This window comes from Streptomyces sp. NPDC088553 (assembly GCF_044752965.1).
Lineage (GTDB): Bacteria > Actinomycetota > Actinomycetes > Streptomycetales > Streptomycetaceae > Streptomyces.
On the sequence record NZ_JBIVMG010000004.1, the window covers coordinates 130,945 to 151,848 of the forward strand.

At 68.6% G+C, this 20,904-nt stretch carries 19 protein-coding genes, 1 tRNA gene and 1 pseudogene; 8 read left to right on the top strand and 13 right to left on the bottom strand.

Annotated elements, in window-relative coordinates:
- Positions 1 to 5: 5 nt before the first annotated feature.
- The 5 genes and pseudogenes from ACIP8Z_RS13695 to ACIP8Z_RS13715 form a co-directional block, all read right to left on the bottom strand.
- The gene (locus ACIP8Z_RS13695; protein WP_402082660.1) at positions 6 to 254 is read right to left on the bottom strand and encodes a hypothetical protein; all 249 of its coding nucleotides are present in this window, start codon (positions 252 to 254) and stop codon (positions 6 to 8) included.
- An 81-nt stretch (positions 255 to 335) separates the two neighbouring features.
- Entirely contained in the window at positions 336 to 644 is a 309-nt protein-coding gene (locus ACIP8Z_RS13700; protein WP_402082662.1) for a hypothetical protein, read from the bottom strand.
- A 697-nt stretch (positions 645 to 1,341) separates the two neighbouring features.
- A pseudogene (locus tag ACIP8Z_RS13705) lies at positions 1,342 to 1,861 on the bottom strand (transposase family protein).
- Between the two features lie 159 nt (positions 1,862 to 2,020).
- Complete coding sequence (locus ACIP8Z_RS13710; RefSeq protein WP_402082664.1) at positions 2,021 to 4,246, bottom strand: UvrD-helicase domain-containing protein; 2,226 nt, start codon at positions 4,244 to 4,246, stop codon at positions 2,021 to 2,023.
- On the bottom strand, positions 4,243 to 5,073 hold the full coding sequence (locus ACIP8Z_RS13715) for a hypothetical protein (RefSeq protein ID WP_402082666.1): 831 nt from the start codon (positions 5,071 to 5,073) through the stop codon (positions 4,243 to 4,245). Before ACIP8Z_RS13715 ends, ACIP8Z_RS13710 begins: the two co-directional genes overlap by 4 nt.
- A gap of 192 nt (positions 5,074 to 5,265) precedes the next feature.
- Here ACIP8Z_RS13715 and ACIP8Z_RS13720 point away from each other — a divergent pair, with 192 nt between their 5' ends.
- A complete protein-coding gene (locus ACIP8Z_RS13720) occupies positions 5,266 to 5,583 on the top strand; it encodes a SpdD-like protein (protein ID WP_402082669.1) in 318 nt (105 codons plus the stop codon).
- On the opposite strand, the gene ACIP8Z_RS13725 is transcribed toward ACIP8Z_RS13720, so the two are convergent.
- The gene (locus tag ACIP8Z_RS13725) at positions 5,580 to 5,897 is read right to left on the bottom strand and encodes an Imm51 family immunity protein (protein ID WP_402082671.1); all 318 of its coding nucleotides are present in this window, start codon (positions 5,895 to 5,897) and stop codon (positions 5,580 to 5,582) included. The two genes, ACIP8Z_RS13720 and ACIP8Z_RS13725, sit on opposite strands and share 4 nt — an antisense overlap.
- A gap of 192 nt (positions 5,898 to 6,089) precedes the next feature.
- Here ACIP8Z_RS13725 and repSA point away from each other — a divergent pair, with 192 nt between their 5' ends.
- From repSA to ACIP8Z_RS13740, 3 genes are read left to right on the top strand one after another with little or no spacing between them, the layout of a single operon-like run.
- Positions 6,090 to 7,487, top strand: a complete 1,398-nt coding sequence (gene repSA / locus ACIP8Z_RS13730; RefSeq protein WP_402082674.1) for a replication initiator protein RepSA — start codon at positions 6,090 to 6,092, stop codon at positions 7,485 to 7,487.
- Positions 7,484 to 7,693 (top strand): excisionase family DNA-binding protein, encoded by a 210-nt coding sequence (locus ACIP8Z_RS13735; protein ID WP_341623205.1) that lies wholly within the window; start codon positions 7,484 to 7,486, stop codon positions 7,691 to 7,693. The genes repSA and ACIP8Z_RS13735 overlap by 4 nt, the downstream gene beginning before the upstream one ends.
- Positions 7,693 to 8,832 carry a tyrosine-type recombinase/integrase gene (locus ACIP8Z_RS13740; RefSeq protein ID WP_402082676.1) on the top strand — a complete coding sequence of 380 codons (1,140 nt, stop codon included), beginning with the start codon at positions 7,693 to 7,695 and terminating at the stop codon, positions 8,830 to 8,832. Before ACIP8Z_RS13735 ends, ACIP8Z_RS13740 begins: the two co-directional genes overlap by 1 nt.
- 101 nt (positions 8,833 to 8,933) lie before the next feature.
- On the opposite strand, the gene ACIP8Z_RS13745 is transcribed toward ACIP8Z_RS13740, so the two are convergent.
- A tRNA-Val gene (locus tag ACIP8Z_RS13745) sits at positions 8,934 to 9,008 on the bottom strand.
- A 178-nt stretch (positions 9,009 to 9,186) separates the two neighbouring features.
- On the opposite strand from ACIP8Z_RS13745, the gene ACIP8Z_RS13750 reads away from it, so the two are divergent.
- From ACIP8Z_RS13750 to ACIP8Z_RS13760, 3 genes are all read left to right on the top strand, one after another.
- The gene (locus ACIP8Z_RS13750; protein ID WP_402082678.1) at positions 9,187 to 9,957 is read left to right on the top strand and encodes a DUF4097 family beta strand repeat-containing protein; all 771 of its coding nucleotides are present in this window, start codon (positions 9,187 to 9,189) and stop codon (positions 9,955 to 9,957) included.
- Positions 9,958 to 10,130: 173 nt separating this feature from the next.
- Positions 10,131 to 11,450 carry a hypothetical protein gene (locus ACIP8Z_RS13755; protein ID WP_402082681.1) on the top strand — a complete coding sequence of 440 codons (1,320 nt, stop codon included), beginning with the start codon at positions 10,131 to 10,133 and terminating at the stop codon, positions 11,448 to 11,450.
- Between the two features lie 177 nt (positions 11,451 to 11,627).
- Positions 11,628 to 11,846 (top strand): zinc ribbon domain-containing protein, encoded by a 219-nt coding sequence (locus ACIP8Z_RS13760; protein ID WP_030321806.1) that lies wholly within the window; start codon positions 11,628 to 11,630, stop codon positions 11,844 to 11,846.
- Between the two features lie 134 nt (positions 11,847 to 11,980).
- Here ACIP8Z_RS13760 and ACIP8Z_RS13765 read toward each other — a convergent pair whose 3' ends face one another.
- The 3 genes from ACIP8Z_RS13765 to ACIP8Z_RS13775 form a co-directional block, all read right to left on the bottom strand.
- Entirely contained in the window at positions 11,981 to 12,811 is an 831-nt protein-coding gene (locus ACIP8Z_RS13765) for an HAD family hydrolase (RefSeq protein ID WP_402083818.1), read from the bottom strand.
- Between the two features lie 122 nt (positions 12,812 to 12,933).
- A complete protein-coding gene (locus ACIP8Z_RS13770) occupies positions 12,934 to 15,693 on the bottom strand; it encodes a phosphoribosyltransferase (RefSeq protein ID WP_402082684.1) in 2,760 nt (919 codons plus the stop codon).
- 18 nt (positions 15,694 to 15,711) lie between these two features.
- Positions 15,712 to 16,953, bottom strand: coding sequence for an HpcH/HpaI aldolase/citrate lyase family protein (locus tag ACIP8Z_RS13775; RefSeq protein ID WP_402082686.1), 1,242 nt, complete (start codon positions 16,951 to 16,953; stop codon positions 15,712 to 15,714).
- Between the two features lie 177 nt (positions 16,954 to 17,130).
- On the opposite strand from ACIP8Z_RS13775, the gene ACIP8Z_RS13780 reads away from it, so the two are divergent.
- The gene (locus ACIP8Z_RS13780) at positions 17,131 to 18,093 is read left to right on the top strand and encodes a TerD family protein (RefSeq protein ID WP_402082689.1); all 963 of its coding nucleotides are present in this window, start codon (positions 17,131 to 17,133) and stop codon (positions 18,091 to 18,093) included.
- A 111-nt stretch (positions 18,094 to 18,204) separates the two neighbouring features.
- Here ACIP8Z_RS13780 and ACIP8Z_RS13785 read toward each other — a convergent pair whose 3' ends face one another.
- From ACIP8Z_RS13785 to ACIP8Z_RS13795, 3 genes are all read right to left on the bottom strand, one after another.
- The gene (locus tag ACIP8Z_RS13785) at positions 18,205 to 18,945 is read right to left on the bottom strand and encodes a Tellurium resistance (protein ID WP_402082692.1); all 741 of its coding nucleotides are present in this window, start codon (positions 18,943 to 18,945) and stop codon (positions 18,205 to 18,207) included.
- Between the two features lie 128 nt (positions 18,946 to 19,073).
- A complete protein-coding gene (locus tag ACIP8Z_RS13790; protein WP_319309130.1) occupies positions 19,074 to 20,222 on the bottom strand; it encodes a DUF475 domain-containing protein in 1,149 nt (382 codons plus the stop codon).
- Between the two features lie 28 nt (positions 20,223 to 20,250).
- The gene (locus ACIP8Z_RS13795) at positions 20,251 to 20,826 is read right to left on the bottom strand and encodes a TerD family protein (RefSeq protein ID WP_266965648.1); all 576 of its coding nucleotides are present in this window, start codon (positions 20,824 to 20,826) and stop codon (positions 20,251 to 20,253) included.
- Positions 20,827 to 20,904: the final 78 nt, after the last annotated feature.

Below are 20,904 nucleotides of genomic sequence, written 5' to 3' on the forward strand. Positions count from 1 at the left end.
TGTGACTACTCGTACGTGGTCGCCGCTTGGAGAGCTTGAGCGAAGAAGCGCCAGTCACCATTGGTCGGCAGCTCGCAGCCGGTGTTGCGGTACCAACCGTCCGCGTCGTCAACCCATGCGGCCAACGCCTCCAGGAACCCAGCAAGGTCCGCGTTGTCCCACGACTCGCCGCCGTCGACATAGCTGCGGTGCAGAGAGCGGACGAAGGACGCCAGATCCTCTCTGCTGACAACGTGATCAGGAGAAGTGGTCATGCGCGGCACCCTACTTGCATGCCGCATCCCGCCCTAGGGCAACCACCTCCACCCGACCAAGGGGCTTACGCACTGAAGGCGCTACTCCTCGTCGCTCCGCTCCAGCACCAAACCGACGGAGCCGTCCTCCAGCCCGTTGCTGTCTTCGAGGTGGAGGTGCGCTCCGTCGGAGATACCGTCGCCGGCCAGTACGAGCAGGTGCCCAGCCAGCGTCCTGAGGCCTGCGGCATTCGCCTCGATGACAACCTCGCCCCCAAGGTTCCGCACCTCGATCCGTGAGTCCGCATCCCACGTAAAAATGAGTGCGGCACCATCCGTCACCGTGACGTGAGTGCTCTCGATTGGGCCATGGACGGGCCCGGAAGTCATGGTGACCATGATGCCGCTCACGACACACGGCTCCGGAGGCCGCGTGCGTTCCGTTCATTGCCGCTGTCCAGAAGCGCACGAGCGGATTAGCCTTGCTTCGCCGTCCATGAATAGGCCGCGCATCGAACTAGCTGCTACTCCAGCGAGACGCCCCGGCCTACTGTTTAGTCTCTGTAGGGTTTCTCATCAGCCTGTGACAGCGCTCTGCTGCTCCCTATGACCCGGCTGAATCTCTTACAGAACTCGGCGAAGCTCCACTGGACGCCGGGGGCCGGCGCAAACGATGCGAACGATCCAGCATGCTCACCGCTAATAGCTATGTCCAGCGTGCCTCGCTCGCCAATCCGCACACTCGGACACTCTTGAAGCTCCTGGGCGAACATGGGCCTGGTCTGCCTTCCCCGCCCCAGCCAGGCGCCCCAGTAGATGGCGCGGTCCGTGAGGAAGAGAACGCCTTGCTGGTGACCATCCCAAAGGTTGAGAGCGGGTGCAGTAGCAACTTTCCGTTCCTCAGGCTCAAGTACCGACTCCATGCTTTGCCAGTACTCGGCTTGCGCTCTGTCATGGCGTTGCTGCGCCCACCGTCTCAACATCCGCAACACTCCCTCTCCTTGGCTGTGCTCAGTATCAGACCGCCCTGCATCGCTAGTCCTGGGTTCGAGACATGTTGCATGAGCGCAGCGAGAGGCCATAGGCGCGATCGAGCACTGAGGCGTTTTCATCCTGAATAGCTGCAGTTCAGCAGTGTATGGACGGATTGGACGGCGGTGCCGATGCGGCGGGTGGAGCATCTGGCTCGTGGGAGTAGTCGCCAGGACTTCAGCAGGGCGAAGGCGCGTTCGCCCGGGGCTCTTAGCCGGGCATGGTCCCGGTTGAACTGCTGGTAGCGATCGGCGATGACTAGTCGCCCTCGCTCAGCTTGGTCAGGGCCTCGCACAGGCCTGGCGCCCACGCTGCGAGGACGTCCAGGGTCTCATCGACGTGGCGCCAGGCCGTTGCGGTCGAGACGCCGAACGCTGCCGCGAACTGGGCGAATGTCTCGTTCTTCCGGAGGTGGGCCAGAACGAGCAGTGCCTCTTTGAAGCAAACAAGCCGTCTCCACGTCGAGTCCGGTTCACGCCTTCGGGCGTAGATGAGCCAGGAAACATGCTCGACGAGCTCGCACGGGACGTCGAGCACGGAAGGATATGGAATCAACAGGGCCCCTTGGTCGCCGGTGTGATGAGTGAGATCACCACGCAAACGACCAGGGGCCCTGCCCTGTTACACCCCCCGCCCACCAGGCCATTTCACCCATCCAGCGAAGAATGAAAGAGGCCCCACCGGGTAGTGGCACAGACGGCGTCAGAAAGATCCGAACCCGGGCCGGAGCCGTGGTTAAGCACCGGCATTAAGGGCTAGATGCGACTTCCCTGGTTCGATTCCATCAGTTGGTTGTTGCATGCACGCAGAAGGACTTCAGGCGCTCCGCCATCGTCGTCCTCGTTAACAAAGACACGCACTTCCCTTTGTGCGCGGCTGAGTGCGAGGTAGAGGAGCGACAGATACCGGATGCGTTCATTGGCGGTCGGTGTGGACGAGTTCAGATCCGGGATCCCCGCGACAATCACTGCGTCGAACTGCAGCCCTGCCAGGTGCTCTGCTGTTCCGACGACCAGCCCGCGGCGCCGGTAGCCAAGGCCCTCGATGTCGGATCGACCAGTGACGGTGGAGACATGGAACTTGCCCGAGTGCCCGATCCGTGAGGCGAGCCTGCTGAACCTTGACCATTGGCGGAAGTCCACCACCGCGAGCGCTAGCCGGCCTGAGGGATACAACTCCTGCACCGCGCGGACGATGTCATCCTCCTCACCGATGCGAGAAGCGGCGGAGATCAGGTGCGGCGGGGGGCCATCCGCCTGCGCAGACTCCACCCTGGAGAAGTCGATGTCCCAATCCTGGCCGAGGTCGAGGGTTGGGAACTCGTGATGTACATGCTTGATGAGCTCGAGGATCTGTGGTGTGAATCTGTGGATGGTGGTGAGTTCGAAGTTCGTCACGTCGCCGAGGTCGTCGTCCTCGGGCACACCACTTGACGACCTGGTCCCGTCGGCAGCCAGACCGATGAACGCCTCGGAGGGTGACTGCCTAGGATCCACGGCCATGAATACGCGGGGGTAGACCGACGTATCACGGGTGAGGTAGTGGAGCACCTGTCGCTCCAATGGATTGAATAGATGGAATTCGTCTACGAATACCAAGTCGTACCCTTGAACTCGACGGGCGCGGTTCCAAGTATTCGTCGACAGGTGGATCAAGAAGTCCGCGAGCACCTGATCGGATGTGGTGAGCGAGCGTTCGTCGAGACTTGCCCAATATCGCGTGTACAACTCGAAGACGACCCGCTGGTCTTCACGACTGAGGGGTAGCATCCATGATGCCCGAGGCAGTTGAAAGTACCGCAGATCGGCTCCAGCGCCGGGGAAGATAGCTGCAGCGCCGATGACCGATCCGAACTCGATGAGTAGATCCCAGGCGAGCGCGCGCCGTTCGCCATCGTCGTTCGAATCGAATCTCGCGCGCAGCCCTTCACTGACCTGCCCCTTATAGGTGATCCAGTCACCATTGATGAACTCGTCCAGCACTTCCTGAATCTCGTCCAACTGGGCTTGCTTGCCGCTGAGGCTATCCTCTCCAATCAGACTGAAACCAGATGATTCATCCTGCACGTACTGAGGGGAAATCATCGTCGCGAGTTCGAGCAGGGGAAATACATCGATTTCCTGAAAGAGCCCGAGGCCCATCGAGTCGATTGAGTCTGAGATCTGAGCCGCCAACGCCCAGCTATGGGTAACGATGAGAACGCGCACATCCTCTCCGGCTGCGCGGGCGTTAAGTACCTCGCGGATTGCCTTGAGCGTCAGGGCGAGTGTCTTGCCAGAACCGGCAGGGCCTCGAAGGCGGATCGACTTTTCCGTTTCTGCCTCGATGAATGCGCGCTGCTCGCTGCTGACTGCCTCCAGCCATTGTTGATGTGACCAGCCCTTGGTCGTCGACTGTTCGAGTGCCGGAAGGCTCATCTCGACATCTGCGGGTTGGGATCGCGCCTGGCTGAAGTATTCCTGAGAGGCCGCGACGGCCAGTGGCCAGTCTGCGTTGATGTCGGGCGCGGTAGGTCGCCTGGAGTCGAACTGCTCCAGCGTCGATTTGTTGTCCGCTGTAGTGGTAGTCCAGAAGATGATGTCGGCTCTTTGGCCAGGGATAACTTCCGTAACCCATCGACTCTCGTGGGCATCCTTCTTTGATGTTGCCCTGAAAGCGATGTAGTTATTGTACTTATATTGGTGCCACTGCTTCGGAAGAGAAAGAGGTCCCGGAGTCCTAGCTCTTTCGGCAAAGCTCTTCATCCGACTCAGAACTTCTCTTCTTAGGATTGCGAGATGCTCTGGAACGAATGGTTCTTTGTTGTTCTGGTCGCGCATGAGGACGACGCGTTGCGCTTCTTCATCGTCATCTACGGAAAGGATGAAATCGGCCGACTCGGTGCCGAATTCGAAGAGAACAGCTGATGAGGAGACGGCGTCGGGTGATAGGCCGGTAGCTAGCTCGCTCAGTGCACGGACGGTCGTAATCAGCGGCTTCACGTGAGATCATCTCCAAGATAGTCAGCGTGTAGATCGCGAAGGTCTTCGTACTGATCTGGAAGACCGATCGACATGAATACCATGGCGAACTTCTGCACAAGGGCGTGAGTGAACCGGTCTTGCATACGCGAGATTCGGCGGTATGAGAAATTTTGGCGTGCCGGCCCAAGTGAAATTGCGGGCTCCCAGACCTGTTCGATGTGGCGGAGGTAGGCGAAGTACCCCGAGTCCTGTCCGGGCCCGATGGCTGTCAGGAACAGTGCGTCGCCAGGGGGCTGGGCATAGGGTTCTCGCAGTTTCTCTTTCACCCGCTTGACTGCATTCTCCCGTTTTGGAGGGTTAACGCCGATGAGTTGAGCCTCCACGAACAGGCGCATGCTTCCCTTGAGGCTGTCCGCCTGCATTTCCATCATGCGGATGGCCTCGAGAGCGGCTTGGGCCCTCTTTCCCTCTGCGGGCTGCAGGTTGAGCATGCTGACGATGTCCACGGGTTCTTGTTCGTTCGGCCACTCTCGAAGCCGGCGTTCGGTGATGATGGGGGCCGCAGACTTCGAGAGGATCTGTCGCAGCTCTCGCACCTGCTGTTTGGCCAGCTGCTCACGGAGCTTGGGGATCTGCATCTCCGACAGGTACTCATCTGCCGTGAGCATTGGGACGCAGGTGACGCGACCTTGGTGCTTCGCATGGGCGAAGTCGCAGTCGGCCGTCACGACGAGTAGGTGCCGCTGCCACATCGTTGCTTCGGAGGCAACGGCTTCCAGGACATCGCCCTGTCGCAATGGGTCTGTCACGCTGACCTCACGGAATTCAGCGAACGGCTCGTCCACGGCATGCCCCTCCCACCCATCTGGTTCACATTGTGCCGCCAACGTATCCGACTGCGGTGCGGTGCACGTGAGCTTCCAGGAACCGTGTAGAAGTGCCCAGCATCTCCTACGAGACGGTGAGCCTTTTCAGCGTTGACGCTCCAGGGTGAGGATGGCTGCGGCGATGAGGGTCATGCGGTTCGGGATACATATTTGGGGGCGGCGGCCCTTTCGCCTTGGCGAGCGGTCCTCCGCCTTCCACCACTCGCCCCGCCTCCCATCCCGTCTGCCGTCGACCCACACGCCTGTGGAGCAGGCGCGGTGCCGGGCGTCCAGGTGGAGCGCCCAACTGGACGAACCCCGGCCGGCCTGGCAGTCGTCGTCGCCGGCGGCGTCGGTGCCGTCCTGGTCATCGGCACGGTCCTGGTCTCCATGCTCCTCGCCGTCGCCGTCGCCGTCAGCGCACCATCGGTCGCCGTGTGCGCCGTCGTCCTGCGCTCGCTCCTCAACGGCCAGCACCGACAGCGCTAGTCGTCGAACTCGAAGCCCGACGCCTCCGCACGGGCAATGATGTCGCGCACTGCCTCAGGGCTCGTGACGACGGATTCAAGAGCCGCCTTGAGGCGTGCGAGGTCGCTCGGACTCCCGACCGCGCAGAACATGCCGGCCTCGCTGTCGAAGTCGAGCTCCTCGGCAATGTCCGGCCAGGCGAACTGCACGAGACCTTCCCAGAAGTACCCGTTCGGCTCGTGCCCGGCGGCAGCTACAGCGGCATCGGCAGCCAAGCCACCGGCATTCAAGGTCAGCGAGTACTCGCCGTCGAAGTCATGCAGGTTGATCGTCACGGCGTGATCCTCCCACCGCCCTCTGACAAGGCGCCCAATCTCTCGGGGCGCCCATCCGATCCCCACCCACGCCGATCCGGTGGGCCTTTCCAGTCACAGCACTAGTCGGCCTCCGGGCGGCTCAACCGCCAAGTCTCTGCCGCCCGGAAGCCCCGCCCCTTCCCAGTTCGCAGAACCAGAAGGAAGCACTCCATGATGACCGCCCCAGCCGCCTCGTCGGCGGGATTCGACACCGCCACCCTTAGCGACATGCTCCGGGTGGCCGGGTCCCCCGGCTTCGACCGATGGAAGGAGCAGATCCACCGCACCGGCGGCTGCTCCCACCCCATCCACCTCCAGGGCTGGACCCTCACCCGGGACAAGACCACCGGGGAGACCCTCCACCGGTACTCCACCGACACCGAACCGGGCGCCCGGCTCCGCATCGCCTGCGGCAACCGGCGGGCCTCCCGCTGCCCCGCCTGCGCCTGGACGTACGCGGGCGACACGTACCACCTCATCCGTGCCGGCCTCGCCGGAGACGACCGCCGGGACATCCCCGCCACCGTCCGCGATCACCCCCGCGTCTTCCTCACCCTCACCGCCCCATCCTTCGGACCGGTCCACAACCGCCCCGGCACCCGGCCCTGCCGCTGCGGCGTCCGCCACGCCGAGGACGACACCGCCCTCGGCACGCCGCTCGACCCCGACTCGTACGACTACGCCGCCGCCGTCCTCTTCAACAACCACGCCGGACAGCTCTGGCAGAGGTTCACGAATCGCCTCCGCCGGGAGATCGCCGCCACGGCCAGCCTCTCGCAGCGGGAGCTGAAGACCGTCGCTCGGATCTCGTACGGGAAGGTCGCCGAGTTCCAGAAGCGGGGCGCCGTCCACTTTCACGCCGTCATCCGCATCGACGGCCCGGACGGTCCCGACTCCCCGCCGCCCTCGTGGGCGACCACCGAATGCCTCACCGACGCCATCCAGGCCGCCGCCACCCACGCATACACAACCGTCACCATCCCCGCCGCTGGCCATCAGCCGTTACGTCGTCTCCGCTGGGGCACCCAGCTCGACATCCGGCCCGTGAAGGCGTTCGGCGACGGCTCCGACATCACCGAACAGGCCGTCGCCTCCTACATCGCCAAGTACTCCACCAAGGCCGCCGAGACCACCGGCAGCCTCGACCGCCGCATCGGCAACCGCGAGGCCCTGGTCCTTCTCGGCGTCCCCGACCACACCCGCCGCCTCGTCGAAGCCTGCTTCGACCTCGACCCGCTGTACCCGGATCGCCGCCTCCTCGCCTGGGCCCACATGCTCGGCTTCCGGGGTCACTTCTCCACCAAGTCCCGGCAGTACTCCACCACCCTGGGCGAACTCCGCCAGACCCGCGCCGACTACCGCGCCGCCCAGGAACGCACCGCCCGCGGCATCGACGACATCGAGCCGGACACCGTCCTCGTCCTCACCTCCTGGGCCTACGTCGGCCAGGGCCACTCCCCCGGTGAGGCCGCCCTCGCCGCCTCCATCGCCCGGGACATCCAGCTCAACCGTGAGACCGCCCGCGAAGCCCTACGCGACCAACTCGCCCTGGAAGGAGCAACCGCATGACCGACCGACTGCTGACCGTGGGCCAGGCCGCCGAACTCCTTGGCACCACCGAGAGGTTTCCGCGTCGGCTCATCGCCGAGCGCCGGATCGTCTTCGTCAAGGTGGGGCGGCATGTCCGCATTCCTGAGCGGGCCCTGGAGGAATTCGTCGTCGCCCACACCGTCCAGCCGATCACCACTCGTCGCCGATTCGCGGCGGTGGCCTGATGGCAAACAGCAAAGGCAAGCGTCGCCGCTTCGGTGCGGTGCGCAAGCTGCCCTCGGGGCGGTTCCAGGCTCGCTATCAAGGGCCTGACGGGATAACTCGATCGGCCCCCGAGACGTTCGCCTCGCAGACCGATGCCGATCGGTGGCTCGTCCGCAAGGAAGCAGAGATCCTCGACGGTAAATGGCAGAACCCGGACGACAAGGTTCTCTTCGGGGTGTACGCCGACGCCTGGTTCAAGGAACACGACTATGCGGCGACCACCCGCGAACGCAACGGCAGCGCGTTGCGCCTCCACGTCCTACCGACCTTCGCGGACGTGGTCCTGAGTCAGATCACCACACCCCAGATCCGCCGCTGGCGTGCCGGCCTCCTGGAGTCGGGAGTCGGTGAGCCGACGGTCGCCAAGGCGTACCAGATCCTCCGCGCCATCATGAACACCGCGGTCGACGACGAGCTGATCCAGCGCAACCCCTGCCGCATCAAGGGCGCCGGAGCAGCCAAGACGGCCGAGCGGCCGTTCCTCGACGTCACCGAGGTCTTCCAGCTCGCCGACGCCGTGCCGGCGCGCTTCCGGGTGCTCATCCTGCTGGCGGCCTTCACCGGTCTCCGCTTCGGAGAGCTCGCCGCGCTTCAGCGCCATGACGTCGACCTCGACCGGCGGACCGTCGCCGTACGACGTTCTCTGGCCGAGACTCGTACCGACGGCATCCTGGTCAAGACGCCCAAGAGCGCGGCCGGTGTGCGTACCGTCGCCTTCCCGGCCTCGCTGGCGGAAGTCCTGGCCACTCATCTCGCCGTCTACGCCGAGCCGGGTCGGACCGGGCTGGTCTTCACCGGAGCCCGCGGCGGGCAGCTGCGCCGGAACAACTTCCGCCGACTGTGGTTGCGGGCCCTGAAGACCACCGGGCTCAAAGACGTCCACTTCCACGATCTGCGCCACACCGGGAACACCCTCGCCGCGACCGGCGGCGCCACGACGCGTGAGCTGATGCAGCGGATGGGGCATTCGTCGGTGCGGGCCGCGCTGATCTATCAGCACCTGGTGAACGGGCGTGACCACGCCATCGCCGCTCACGTCGACGAGCAGATCAGGAAGGTCCGGCCGGCCGAGTCCGGCGACGACCCATCTGGCACGTAACTGGCACGACGCCTCTCCCCCCGCCCCCGCGGCCGGGGAACGAATAAGGCCCAGATCCCCGGTTCAGTACCGGTGACCTGGGCCTTTGTCGTGCTACCTGCTGGTGGGCGCGGACGGTTTCGAACCGCCGACATCTGCTTTGTAAGAGCAGCGCTCTACCCCTGAGCTACGCACCCGTGGAAGAGGCAACAGCCTACATGGCGCATGGGTGGGTGCTGCAAACCGATACCTCCCGGTGGGGGGGGGTAGCCCCACCCCGGGACGGTGGGTCGCCGGATCGTGACCGCCGGTGGTGGGGTCGTACGGTCGGGGGACTGTTCGCGTTTCTGGGTTTCTTGTGGGGGTCTCGGCGTCATGGCTGCTGTACGTCGTCCGTTCCGGGTGTTGCTCGCCTCCGGTGGAGTGCTGGTCGCCTCTCTCGCGCTCGCCGGGTGCGGCTCGACCGATGTCGAGGGGGCGCCCGTGGAGCGGCGGACCTTCGCCTTCGGCGGCGACGCGCTCACCGTCGATTCCGACGACTCCGAGCTCGTGATCACCCCCGCCGACATCGACGACGTGCGCGTCGAGCGGCAGGTCGACGGGTGGGTGTTCATGGGGTCGGGGCCCGAGCCCGAGTGGAAGCTCGTCGACGGGAGGCTGACCCTGCGGGTCCACTGCGACGGCGTCTCCTCCAACTGTGACGCCGTCCACCGGATCCAGGTCCCCCGCGACGTCGCCGTCACCGTCGAGAACGACAACGGGCGCGTCACCGCCGACGGCTTCGCCACCCCGATGAAGGTGCGCTCCGACAACGGGGACGTACGCGTGCGCAAGGCCGGCGGCGCGCTGGACCTGGGCACCGGGAACGGTGACGTCGCCGTCGAGCCCGGGGCCACCGCGCCCGAGGTCATCGCCCGGTCCGACAACGGTGACGTCCGCATCACCCTCGGCTCCGTCCCCCGCCGCGTCGACGTCGTCACCGACAACGGCGACGTCCACGTCTCCGTCCCCACCGCCGAGTACGAGGTGACCGGCGCCAGCGACAACGGCGACGTCCGGATCGACGTCCCCCGCCGCGACAAGAGCGAGCACTCCGTGAGCGTCCGCAGTGACAACGGTGACGTCTCCGTCCTCACGGCGAACTGACCGGCCCGTGTGTTCGTCCTTACCGGGTGGGAGAATGAACCGGACCGGGCACGGCGGACACAGCACGGGAGAGGTACGTGGCGGCGAGCGACGCGAGGGGGGCGAGCGGCGTCCGGCGTCGTGACGCGCCAAGCCGGGGGCAGACCCGATCCGACGACGGCCCGAGGCCGGGGATGTCCGGGCTTCGGCTCGCCCTCGCCCTTCCGCTGCTCGTCGGCTCGTTGCTGCCGCACTCCTTCGCCGGCGGCGGCACCCGCCGCTGGTTCGGCGGACGCGGCGAGAGCCAGCGCGCCGAGGCCCAGGCCGCCAAGGACGCCGCCGCCTCCGCCTTCTACGAGCTCGACACCGCCCAGCGCGGCCTGCGCATCTCCATCGAGACCATCACCGCCGTCGACAGCTCCCCCGAGACGCGCCGCGCCGTCGAGGGCTTCGAGGCCCTCGGGCGCCGTATCGACGAGGTCAGCCACACGTACATCAGCGCCGTAGACGCCCACGACCTCGACCGGGACGAGCTCGACGCCGCGACCGCCGGCCGGGCCCGGGCCGAACTGACCCGCGCCAAGGACGAGCTGGACCGCGTGAAGGGCGAGCTCGACCGGTTCGAGGCGGGTCTCGCCCCGTTGCTCGGACAGGCCGAGACCCAGCTCGCCCGCCTCGCCCCCGCCGTCGAGCGGGCCCGGCAGGCCCTGCGCGGTGCGAGCGGCGCCCTCGACTCCGTACGGGAGAGCGGGCTGCGCGCCGACGACCTCGCCGCCCGGCTCGCCGCCCTCGGGCCCGAACTCACCCGGCTCAACGAGGGTGCCGGCCGGCACGGCGTCCCCGAGACCCTCCAGCGCGCCGACAAGGTGCTGCGCGACGCCGAAGCCGTCCGGGCCGAGGCCGAGCGGTTGCCCGAGCGGGCCGCCGAGATCGACCGGCGCCTCGTCTCCCTCCGTACCCGCACCGAGGCCCTCACCACGCGCACCGGTGGCGTCGAGCCGATCCTCTCGGAGCTGCGCCGACGCTTCACCGCACCCTGTTGGCAGGACCTCCAGCACGTGCCCGAGCAGGCCGCCACCACGCTCCGGCAGGCCGAGGAGCGGCTCGCCGAGGCCGGAAAGGCGCGCGCCGAGCAGCGCTGGCCGGACGCGACCTCGCTGCTCTCCACCGTCCGCGCGCTGCTCGACTCCACCGACGAGGCCGTCTCCGCCGCCGGCGACCGGCTGCGCCGGCTCGACGCCGTCGCCAAGGACCCCAAGGCCGAGATCGACCGCGCCCGGTTCGCGGTACGGGACGCCCAGCGCCTCGCGATGGCCGGGCGCAGCACCCCCGACCCCCGCCACGCCCGCCCCCTCGACGAGGCCGTCGCCCGGATCGACCGGGCGGTCGACACCCTGGAGGGCCGCCACCCGGACTACTGGCACTTCCTGACCGAACTGGAGGGTGTACGGGCCACGGCCGCGCACGTCGTCGGCCGGATCAGGGAGGAACGGGGCGGCGCCACCGGGCATTGAGAGCGGAGGGCGGGGCGCCACACGGGGCCGCCGCCTCCAGGGGCCCGGGCCGGGCGCCCCGGCCCGATACCCCTGCCCGATGCCCCGGTCCGGTGCCGGGGCCTGAGACCCGCGCGGGGGACGGCGTTGCCGTCGGGTCCCCTGCCCGTGTCCGCTCGCAGGCTCTAGCCTGTTCCCATGCCTCGTTACGAATTCCGCTGCCGGACCTGCGGCGACACCTTTGAGCTCAGCCGGCCCATGGCCGAGTCCTCCGACCCGGCATCCTGCCCCGCCGGGCACGACGACACCGTGAAGCTGCTCTCGGCCGTGGCCGTCGGCGGCTCCGCCTCCGCCGCCCCCGCGCCGAGCGGTGGCGGGGGTGGCGGAGGCTGCTGCGGTGGCGGTTGCTGCGGCTGATCCCGGTCGGTTCACCCCGGCCGGTTCACCCCGGCCGGCTGATCCCGGTCGGTTCACCCCGGCCGGTTGATCCCGGTCGGTTGATCCCGGCCGGCCGACCCGGTCCGCTGTTTCCGGCCGGCTGTTCCCGTCGGCTAGACGGCCGCCGCCGCCCTGAAGCGGCGCAGGATCTCCTCCCCCGCCGCGACCCCGCGTTCCGCGAGGACGTCGAGGTGGGGGGCCGTCCAGTCGCTCTCGGCCAGTTCGCCGTGGCCCGGGCGCCACGCCCGGTCCGCGGCGAGCAGCAGATCCGCGTCGAGGAGCGAGTCCCCGGCCGCCAGGGTGAGCGACGCGCCGGTGCGGCGGGCGACCTCGCGGACGGCCGCGCTCTTGGTGAGCGGCTTCGGTACGGCGTACACCTTGCGGCCCTGGAGCGAGACCGTCCAGCCCCGCTCGCCCGCCCAGGCGCCGAAGCGCTCCAGCCAGTCCTCGGGCAGCCGTTCCCGCTCGACCACGAGGTAGGCGAACAGGTCCTCGGCGACGCGGTGCTTGCGTACCCAGGACAGGTCCGTGGTCGCGGTGAGGTAGGCGCGGACCTCGGAGAGCGGCGCGCACTCCTCGGCGAGCCTGCGCACCACGGAGGCGTGCCAGTCGGCGTCGGTGACGCCGTCGACGAGGATGTGGCCGCCGTTGGCGCAGATCGCGTACTTCGGTGCGCCGCCTGGGAGTTGGATGCGCTGGTACTGCTTGCGCGTCCGGGTGGTGGTGGGGACGAAGACGGCTTCCCCGGTCAGTCGCTCCAGGAGCCCCGCCGCGTGCTCGGTCATGTACGAGAGCGGCTTGGACTCGTGGACCTCGACGCAGAGCAGCCGGGGCGCCTGGGCGTCGGGCATGCCGAGGGCGAGGGCCGCGGAGGAATAGATGAGGGTGCGGTCGAGGTCGCTCGCGACCAGGACGGGGGCGGGGCCCGCGGTCGGGGCCGGGATCGGGGTCGGGATCGGTGTCGGGGCCTGGGCCGGAATCGGGGCCTTCGCCGTAGTCGTCACGCTCGTGGTCGTACCCGTCGCTTCCGTCGTGTCCGTCGTACTACCGGGCGCGCTCGCCGTACTCACTGGGACACCACCGCCTTGCCGTCGGCGCCTGTCGCGCCCCTCGTGTACTGAGGGTGTATCAGGCCGACGCAGCTGTACGGGAGTTCGTCGACCTCCTCGACCGGTACGCCACGCTGCTCGGCGAGCAGCCGGACGTGCGCGAGGTCGGCGTCGGCGCCCCGCTTCGCGAGGATCTTCCAGGGGACGCGGCGGAGCAGGACGCGGGTGGTCTCGCCGACGCCCGGCTTGACCAGGTTGACGTCGTGGATGCCGTACTCCTCGCTGATCCGCTCCACGGCGGCCCAGCCTTCCCACGTCGGGGTGCGGTCGGCGGCCAGGAGTTCCTTCACGTCGGCGTCGACGGCCGCTCCGACCTCGTCGAAGCGGGCGGCGACGGCGTCGAGGAAGGCGTTGGAGACATCCGCGCCGGCCAGCTCGCGGTAGAACTTCCCGCCGTGGAAGTCGTTCGGTCCGACCAGGTCGGCGCGGAGCACCGTACGGGATATCAGGCCGGAGACCGTGGAGTTGAGGCAGGCGGAGGGGATGAGGAAGTCCTCGCGCGTGCCGTACGTGCGGACGCAGGAGCCGGGGTCGGCGAGGACCGCGATCTCCGGGTCGAAGCCGGTGACGCCTTCGGCGGCCTCGAACTCCTTGATCGCGTCGGCGAGTTCGCGGGTGATGGCGCCCTTGCCGGTCCAGCCGTCGACGAACACGACGTCGGCGGGGTCGTGGTGGGCGGCGAGCCAGCGCAACGCGTTGGCGTCGATGCCGCGGCCGCGCACGATGGAGACGGCGTAGTGGGGCAGGTCCAGGCCGTGGCGGGCCTGCGCCCAGCGGCGCATGAGGACGCCGACGGGGGTGCCGGCGCGGGCGAGCGAGACGAGGACGGGGAGGTGGCCGGGGCGCTCGCGCTCGGCGAGGACGGTCTCGGTGACGGTGCCGACGGCGCGGGCGATGCGGGCCGCCGAGGTCTCCAGGGCCGCGTGGAACAGCTCCTGGTAGCGGTCGCTCGGCTGGTACTCGACGGGGAGCGACTCGGCGTAGTGCGCGCCGCCGCTCTGAATGGCTTCCTCGCGTTCCTCGGTGGGCGCCTCGAGCTCGACGTCCGAGAGGTCCTGGAGCAGCCAGCCGACCTCCTCGGGTGCGTACGAGGAGAAGGCGGGGCCGCGGAGGGGCTCGGGCAGCATGGAGCTCCTTTCGGGAGCTTCGGTGGCTTCGGTGACCTCGGGCGTGGCGTCGTACGGAACGTACGGCGAGGCCGTGGGCGTGTACGAGGGGACGACGGCGAGCACGACGCGCGGGATGTGCGCGGCGAGCTGGGCGAGCAGGCCGTCCGGGGCGTGCAGGGCCGGGGTGTCGGCGGTGGAGTCGATGACGAGGACGACGGCGTCGAAGCCGGCGCCGGCCACGTTGTAGGCGTAGCGCTCGCCGGGGCCGTCGGCGGGGTCGTCGTGGGCGGGGAAGACGAGCCGGGTGCGGATCGCGTAGCCGGGGTCGTCGACGGCGAGGACGGGCGAACGGGTGGTGGTGGAGTACCTGACGTCGTGCCCGGCGTCCTCCAGGGCGGTGCCGAGGCGCAGGGGCGCGTACATCAGCTCCTCGAACCCGAGGACGAGGACGCGGGGCCCTGCGGGCGGCGGGGCGGGGGTGTCGGCGCGTCCGCCGACGGTCTCACCGAGCGTCTCGGCGGACGCGCCGGAGACTTCCTCGGCGGCCGAGCCGGGCTCCGCCTCGACGACCGAGCCGGACTCGTCCTCGGCGGACGAGCCACGCCGCTCCTCGGCCGTCAGGCCGGGCCACGCCCCGCCGGACAGGCCCTGCCGCCCCGCGGCGGCCGAGCCGGGCTCCGCCTCGGCCGCCGGGAACCGCAGTCCCCCGGCCGCCGGGGCCCGCAGCGCCTCCGTGATCCTGACCGCCATCGTGGGGAGGGCCGACTCCAGGCGGTCTCGGTGGTCGGGTGTGAAGCCGTGTCGTCCGCCGTCGGGCAGCCCCTCCGGCCAGTCCAGCGCCACCCGCACGACGTCCGGGGCCGTGGACGGGCCGCGGCCGGGGGCGGAGCCCGCTCCCGGCTCGTACGCCCGTTCGTGTTCCGCCACCAGCGCCTGGCCCTTCTCCAGGACCCCCTCCGGGAGGCGTACGGTGCCGGCGGCGCCGGATATCAGGTCGACGCGGGCGCCTATCTCCGCCGCGAAGGCGTCCAGGCGGCCGAGGTCGGCGGCCGAGCGCATGTCGACGAGGGCGACGACGACGTACCGGTCGCGCGGGTAGCGCTCGTGCAGGGCCCGGACCGTGTTGAGGACCGTGTTGCCGGTGGAGAACTCGTCGTCGACGAGGACCAGCGGGCCGTCCCCGGCGAGCAGCTTGGGGTCCTCGGGCAGCAGCAGGTGCGAGGTGGCGTGCGAGTGGGACTCCTCGAAGCCGCCCGCGCGGGCGACTCCGGCCACCGGCCGCCGGGTGGAGTGGAGGTACGGGGCGAGGCCGAGGCCGTCGGCGACGGCGTGGCCCAGGGCGGTGGCCGTCTCGGCGTACCCGAGGACGACCGCGCGCGCGGCCTCCTCGTCACCGAGGAGCGCGCGGACGCGCCGGCCGAGGTCGAGGCCGGAGCCGTAGACCACGGACGGCCGCTGCGGCACGTGCTTGCCGAGCACGCTGGAGACCAGCAGATGCGCGCGCTTGGGGTTGCGACGCAGTGCGAGGCCCAACAGAGCCGGTAGCGCCTCGTCGCCGATCAGTTCGACGCCCAGTCGCTCCGCGACCCACGTTCCGGTCCACACCACGTCGTCGACGTCCCTTCGTCAGCCGGCAAGTCCGGCGGTGAGCAGATCCACGAAGCCGACGTCCTCCTTGGCGACGCCGAAGAGCTCGGCGCGCAGGAGGGTGCGTTCGGCCCACGCGCGATGCGGCTTCACTTCGTTCATCTTGTTCGTGTAGGCGGAGCGGAGGACTCCGCCGCCGCCCTGTTCGGGCCGCAGGATGTCCTGGGCGTCGCTCCACTCCTCGTGGCTGACCACGGAGAGCGCGTGCACCGGCACCACATGGGTGGGGTGGATGCAGGTCTTGCCGAGCAGGCCGTTGGCGCGGTCGAGTTCGATCTCGCGCAGCAGGCCGTCGAGGTCGTGTTCGATGAGGGCCGTGCGCAGGTCCTCGGCGCGGCCTTCGAGGAAGGGGCTGCGGCGCAGCTGGGGCTTGAACATGCGCTCGCCGGGCCGGAAGTACTCCCAGACGGGTCCGGTGATGGTGAAGCCGGTGCCGTCGGAGCGGCCGAGGACGTTGACGACGTCGGCGATGACGTTCGCGACGATCTTGACGTCGTAGGCGGTCATGTCGGGCGAGCGGCGCAGCCCGTAGGCGGAGCAGAAGTCGGTGACGCCGAGGCGCAGGGCGAGGACCCGGTCGCGGTACTTGTCGGTGATCGAGGCGATGCCGGCCAGGGTCTCGGCCCGGGTCTCCAGGTGGAGGAGTTCGGGGGACTCCAGGACGGGCATGGCGAAAAGACGCCGTCCGCTCGTCCGCTCGGCGAGGGCGAGCGCTTCGAGGAAGGCTTGGCCGCGTGCCTCGGTGAACTTGGGCAGTACGAATCCGGACAGCAGGCGGACCGTTTCTCCAAGCCGGGCGACGAGGTCGGTGATCTGGCGCGGATCGCGGACCCGGATGAAGAGCAGGGGCAGATCCGCGGCGGTGCCCGTGGCGGCGTCGGCGTCCGTCACGGTCCCGGCGGTGCGATCGGCGAGGTCGGTGGGATCGGCACGATCCGGACGATCGGCGAGGTCGGCGAACTGGCGTACGAGGTTGTCCTCGCCCGCCTCGACATCGGCGTCGCTGATGGAGTCCTCCAGGCAGAGCACCATGGAGACCACTCCACGAGCCGCCTGCTTGCGCACGTCGTCGGCGAGCCGGGGCCGGGTGGCCGGGCTGTAGAGCGTGGCCCCCAGGGCCACGGCGAGCGTGCGCGCGGGCGAATCTGCCGTGAACGCGGCCGGTTCCCGAAGGAAGAGACCTGCCCGCGTCGCGGACGGGATGTGCCCGAAATGACGCATATAAGTCCCCCGTCTACCTCTCTGGAACCTGACGACATGTGGCCGGTAATAGTACGTAGGTGCGGGTGTCCACAGTTCCCTTCGAGCATGAAATCCAGGTAACTCGTCAGCGTCCGTCACGCCGTCCCGCGACAGGTGACGCCCCCGCGTTGTCCGCGGGTCCGCCGGGAGGGCAGGATGACGGTCATGACGCACGCGATGCTGAAGGGCTCCAACGTCCCTCTCGACACCGCGGCCGTACGGGCCGTGCTCCGCTGGACCCCGGGCTCCGGGGTCCCCGACGTGGACGCCTCGGCCCTGCTCCTGGGGCCCTCCGGCCGGGTGCGGTCCGACGAGGACTTCGTCTTCTACAACCAGCCGCGCCACCCTTCGGGCCTGGTGCGACGGCTGCCGAAGAAGCGTGACTCCAAGGGTCTCACGGACACCGTGGAAGCCGACCTCGGAAGCCTCGACCCTTCCGTCGACCGGGTGGTGATCGCGGCCTCCTCCGACGGCGGCACCTTCCGCTCCGTCTCCGACCTGCGGATCCTGCTGTACGACGCGACGGCGGGGCCCGAGGCCGAGGCGCTGGCCCTGTTCTCCGTGACGGCGGAGACGGGCGAGGAGACGGCCGTCATCTGCGGCGAGCTGTACCGCCGCGGGGACGGCTGGAAGTTCCGTGCCGTGGGTCAGGGCTATCCGACGGGCCTGGTCGGCCTCGCCACCGATTTCGGCATCTCGGTCGACGAGGACGCGCAGGACGCTCAGGACGCGGCGCAGGAGGCCGCTCAGGCGGCCTCGAACTCCCAGAGCGCCCAGGACGGCCTCCAGGAGGCCCAGGGCGGCTTCCGCGAGGTCCCGGGCGGCCACGGCTCCCCCGGCGAGGCCCAGGAGGTCACGGCGGCCACTGTCGCCTCCCCCGGTGCCGGCGACCCGGATCTCGACCTCACCGTCGCCCACCCGCCCGTACCCGTGCCGCCGCAGCCGACCATGCCGCCGCCCATGCCCGACCGGGCGCCGGCCTACGGCTACCCCCAGCAGCCGGCGAACGCCGCCCCGGCCCCCGCGTACGGCTATCCGCAGCCGGTGACCGCCCCCGAGCAGAACCCGGCACCCGAGTTCCGGATGCCGCCGATGGGTCCCCAGTTCGTCCGGTCCTGAGGTGATCGGCGGCCCCGAGGGAATCGGCGGCCCCGAGGGGCGGGCCGGACCCGAGGCGCCCGGCACTCCCGAGGGGCGGCCCGGGGGCGGCCCCGCGGACGCGGGCAACGGCTACGCCTTGGTCTTGTAGCCGCGCCCCCACTGGAGACCCCAGCCGTACAGCCGGTCCAGTTCGGCCTGGAAGCCGTACACGAAGCGCACCTCGCGGCGGACCGTCAGCTCGCCCTTGGCGTTCTCCACGGAGAAGACCGCGCAGGAGCGGGCCTGCGGGGCGCGCTCGTCGAGATCGATCTCGATCCGGGGGCCGTTGCTCGGATAGAGCGTGATCTTGGCGTGCGTACGGTCGAAGGCCGGCGTCTGGTCGTAGATGTACACGAAGAACAGCAGGCGCTTGATCTCGTCCTTGTGGTCCAGATTGACGAAGATCGTCTCCCCGGAGGAGCCGCCGAAGCGGTCGTCGCCGCTGAGTTTCACGTACGGCGCGCCGTTCAGGTCTCCGAAGAAGCCGCCGAGCGGCTGCACCACGCCCTTGCTGCCGTCGGCGAGCTCGTAGAGGCAGCCCAGGTCCAGGTCGACGTTGACCATGCCCTGGGTGTGCGCCTGCACGACCTCGGGCTTGAAGAGCTGGGACGGGTTGCGGAGCAGCCGACCGCTCTGCCGGGAGCGTCCTTCGAGGTCGGAGGTCCGCATCCGCCAGGAGAGGTTCACCCGGAGGTTGCCGGTGGCGGCGCCCTGTTTGGTGAGCGAGACGGTCGGGCGCCGTTTCGTCAGATCGATCGTGTTCGACGCGGCGCTGCCCGAGTCGAACTGCGACGCCGTCCTCCCCGGAAAAAGGTTGTCCCAGAAGGCCATGCCGCCTTCACCCCCCACTGATCGCCGGCCGTCCGCCGGCACCGCTGATCACCGACACCGCACATGCCTGCGGGGCGGCCGGGTGCACCGGCCGCCCCGCAGTGAAGCGTTCCTCATTGCCGGGGGTGTCACACCCCGGACGACACCTCGGTCTTGTCCCCCGCGGGACCCGACCCGCCCTCGGCCGCCGCCAGCGCCTTGTTGCGCCGTACGGAGGACCAGAAGGACCAGGCGATGAGGGCGACACCGATGAGACCGGTGACCACCTCGGGGATCTGGTAGCGGATGGAGACCATGAGGATCAGGGCCAGCGCGCCGATCGCGTAGTGCGCGCCGTGCTCCAGGTAGACGTAGTCGTCGAGGGTGCCCTGGCGGACCAGGTAGACCGTCAGCGAACGGACGTACATGGCGCCGACACCGAGGCCGAGCGCCATCAGGACGATGTCGTTGGTGATGGCGAAGGCGCCGATGACACCGTCGAACGAGAAGGAGGCGTCGAGGACCTCCAGGTACAGGAACATGAAGAAGGCGGCCTTGCCGGCCAGCTGCACCACGCCGACCTGCTTGCCGCTGCGCTTGGCCTCTTCCTCGGCCTCGTGCTCGCGCTCCTCCTCTTCCTCCAGCTTGTTCTCGAAGTAGCCGGAGAGACCGCCGACGACGAGGTACGTGATGAGGCCGAAGACGCCGGAGAGCAGGACGGTCGAGGCCGCGTCGATGTGCGTGCCGCCGTGCTGGTGGGCCTGGGTCGCGAAGGTCATGGCGCTGATGGCCAGGACGACCAGGGCGATGCAGACCGACAGCATGTCGATCTTGCCGAGCTTGGCCAGCGGGCGCTCGAGCCAGCCGAGCCACTTGATGTCGCGGTCCTCGAAGATGAAATCGAGGAAGATCATCAGCAGGAACATCCCGCCGAAGGACGCGATCGACGGGTGGGCGTCGGTGACGAGCTGCTCGTAGCGCTCGGCGTCGTTGAGTGCGAGATCGACGGCCTCGATGGGGCCGATCTTGGCACTGATCGCCACGATCACGACGGGGAAGACCAGCCTCATGCCGAAGACGGCGATGAGCACACCGACGGTGAGGAAGATCTTCTGCCAGAAGGCATTCATCTTCTTCAGGATTCCGGCGTTGACCACTGCATTGTCGAAGGACAGCGAGATCTCGAGGACACACAGGATCGCGACGATCCCGAACGCCTCCCACCCCCCGTAGAGCACCGCTGCGACCAGGCCGAGCGCCGTGATGGCGAACGACCAGCCGAAGGTTTTCAGAACCACTGTTTGCCCCATCGTGAATTACATGGCTTTACGAAACGTTGACCCCGAAGTCTAGAGCGATGCCCCTCAGCCCGGACGCGTACCCCTGACCGACCGCGCGGAACTTCCATTCGCCGTTGTAGCGGTAGAGCTCGCCGAAGATCATCGCGGTCTCGGTGGAGGCGTCCTCGGAGAGGTCGTACCGGGCGAGTTCCTGGCCGTCCATCTGGTTCACGACGCGGATGAACGCGTTGCTGACCTGACCGAAGCTCTGGCCGCGGTTGTCGGCGTCATGGATCGACACCGGGAAGACGATCTTGTCGCAGTGGGCGGGCACCTTGGAGAGGTCCACGATCAGGGACTCGTCGTCCCCGTCGCCCTCGCCGGTGAGGTTGTCACCGGTGTGCTCGACCGAGCCCTCGGGGCTGCGCAGCTGGTTGTAGAACACGAAGTACTCGTCCCCGAGCACCCGTCCGGCCTGGCACAGCAGCGCGCTGGCGTCGAGGTCGAAGGGGGCTCCGGTGGTGGAGCGCGCGTCCCAGCCGAGCCCGACGAGGACCTGGGTGAGGTTGGGTGCGGCCTTGGAGAGGGAGACATTGCCTCCCTTGGCGAGCGTGACGCCCATGATTCTTTTCCTCCCCGGTGGTGATGAGGCACGTCCGGCGCCGCACGGGATGTGCGGCGCCGGACGGTTGGAACGGTT

What these genes read in the sequence shown, in the direction of transcription:
- ACIP8Z_RS13740 (WP_402082676.1), top strand. Translation starts at nt 7,693, where the DNA reads ATGGCAAACAGCAAAGGCAAGCGTCGCCGCTTCGGTGCGGTGCGCAAG.
- ACIP8Z_RS13735 (WP_341623205.1), top strand. Translation starts at nt 7,484, where the DNA reads ATGACCGACCGACTGCTGACCGTGGGCCAGGCCGCCGAACTCCTTGGC.
- ACIP8Z_RS13750 (WP_402082678.1), top strand. Translation starts at nt 9,187, where the DNA reads ATGGCTGCTGTACGTCGTCCGTTCCGGGTGTTGCTCGCCTCCGGTGGA.
- ACIP8Z_RS13695 (WP_402082660.1), bottom strand. Translation starts at nt 254, where the DNA reads ATGACCACTTCTCCTGATCACGTTGTCAGCAGAGAGGATCTGGCGTCC.
- repSA (WP_402082674.1), top strand. Translation starts at nt 6,090, where the DNA reads ATGATGACCGCCCCAGCCGCCTCGTCGGCGGGATTCGACACCGCCACC.
- ACIP8Z_RS13780 (WP_402082689.1), top strand. Translation starts at nt 17,131, where the DNA reads ATGACGGTCATGACGCACGCGATGCTGAAGGGCTCCAACGTCCCTCTC.
- ACIP8Z_RS13760 (WP_030321806.1), top strand. Translation starts at nt 11,628, where the DNA reads ATGCCTCGTTACGAATTCCGCTGCCGGACCTGCGGCGACACCTTTGAG.
- ACIP8Z_RS13795 (WP_266965648.1), bottom strand. Translation starts at nt 20,826, where the DNA reads ATGGGCGTCACGCTCGCCAAGGGAGGCAATGTCTCCCTCTCCAAGGCC.
- ACIP8Z_RS13785 (WP_402082692.1), bottom strand. Translation starts at nt 18,945, where the DNA reads ATGGCCTTCTGGGACAACCTTTTTCCGGGGAGGACGGCGTCGCAGTTC.
- ACIP8Z_RS13755 (WP_402082681.1), top strand. Translation starts at nt 10,131, where the DNA reads ATGTCCGGGCTTCGGCTCGCCCTCGCCCTTCCGCTGCTCGTCGGCTCG.
- ACIP8Z_RS13775 (WP_402082686.1), bottom strand. Translation starts at nt 16,953, where the DNA reads ATGCGTCATTTCGGGCACATCCCGTCCGCGACGCGGGCAGGTCTCTTC.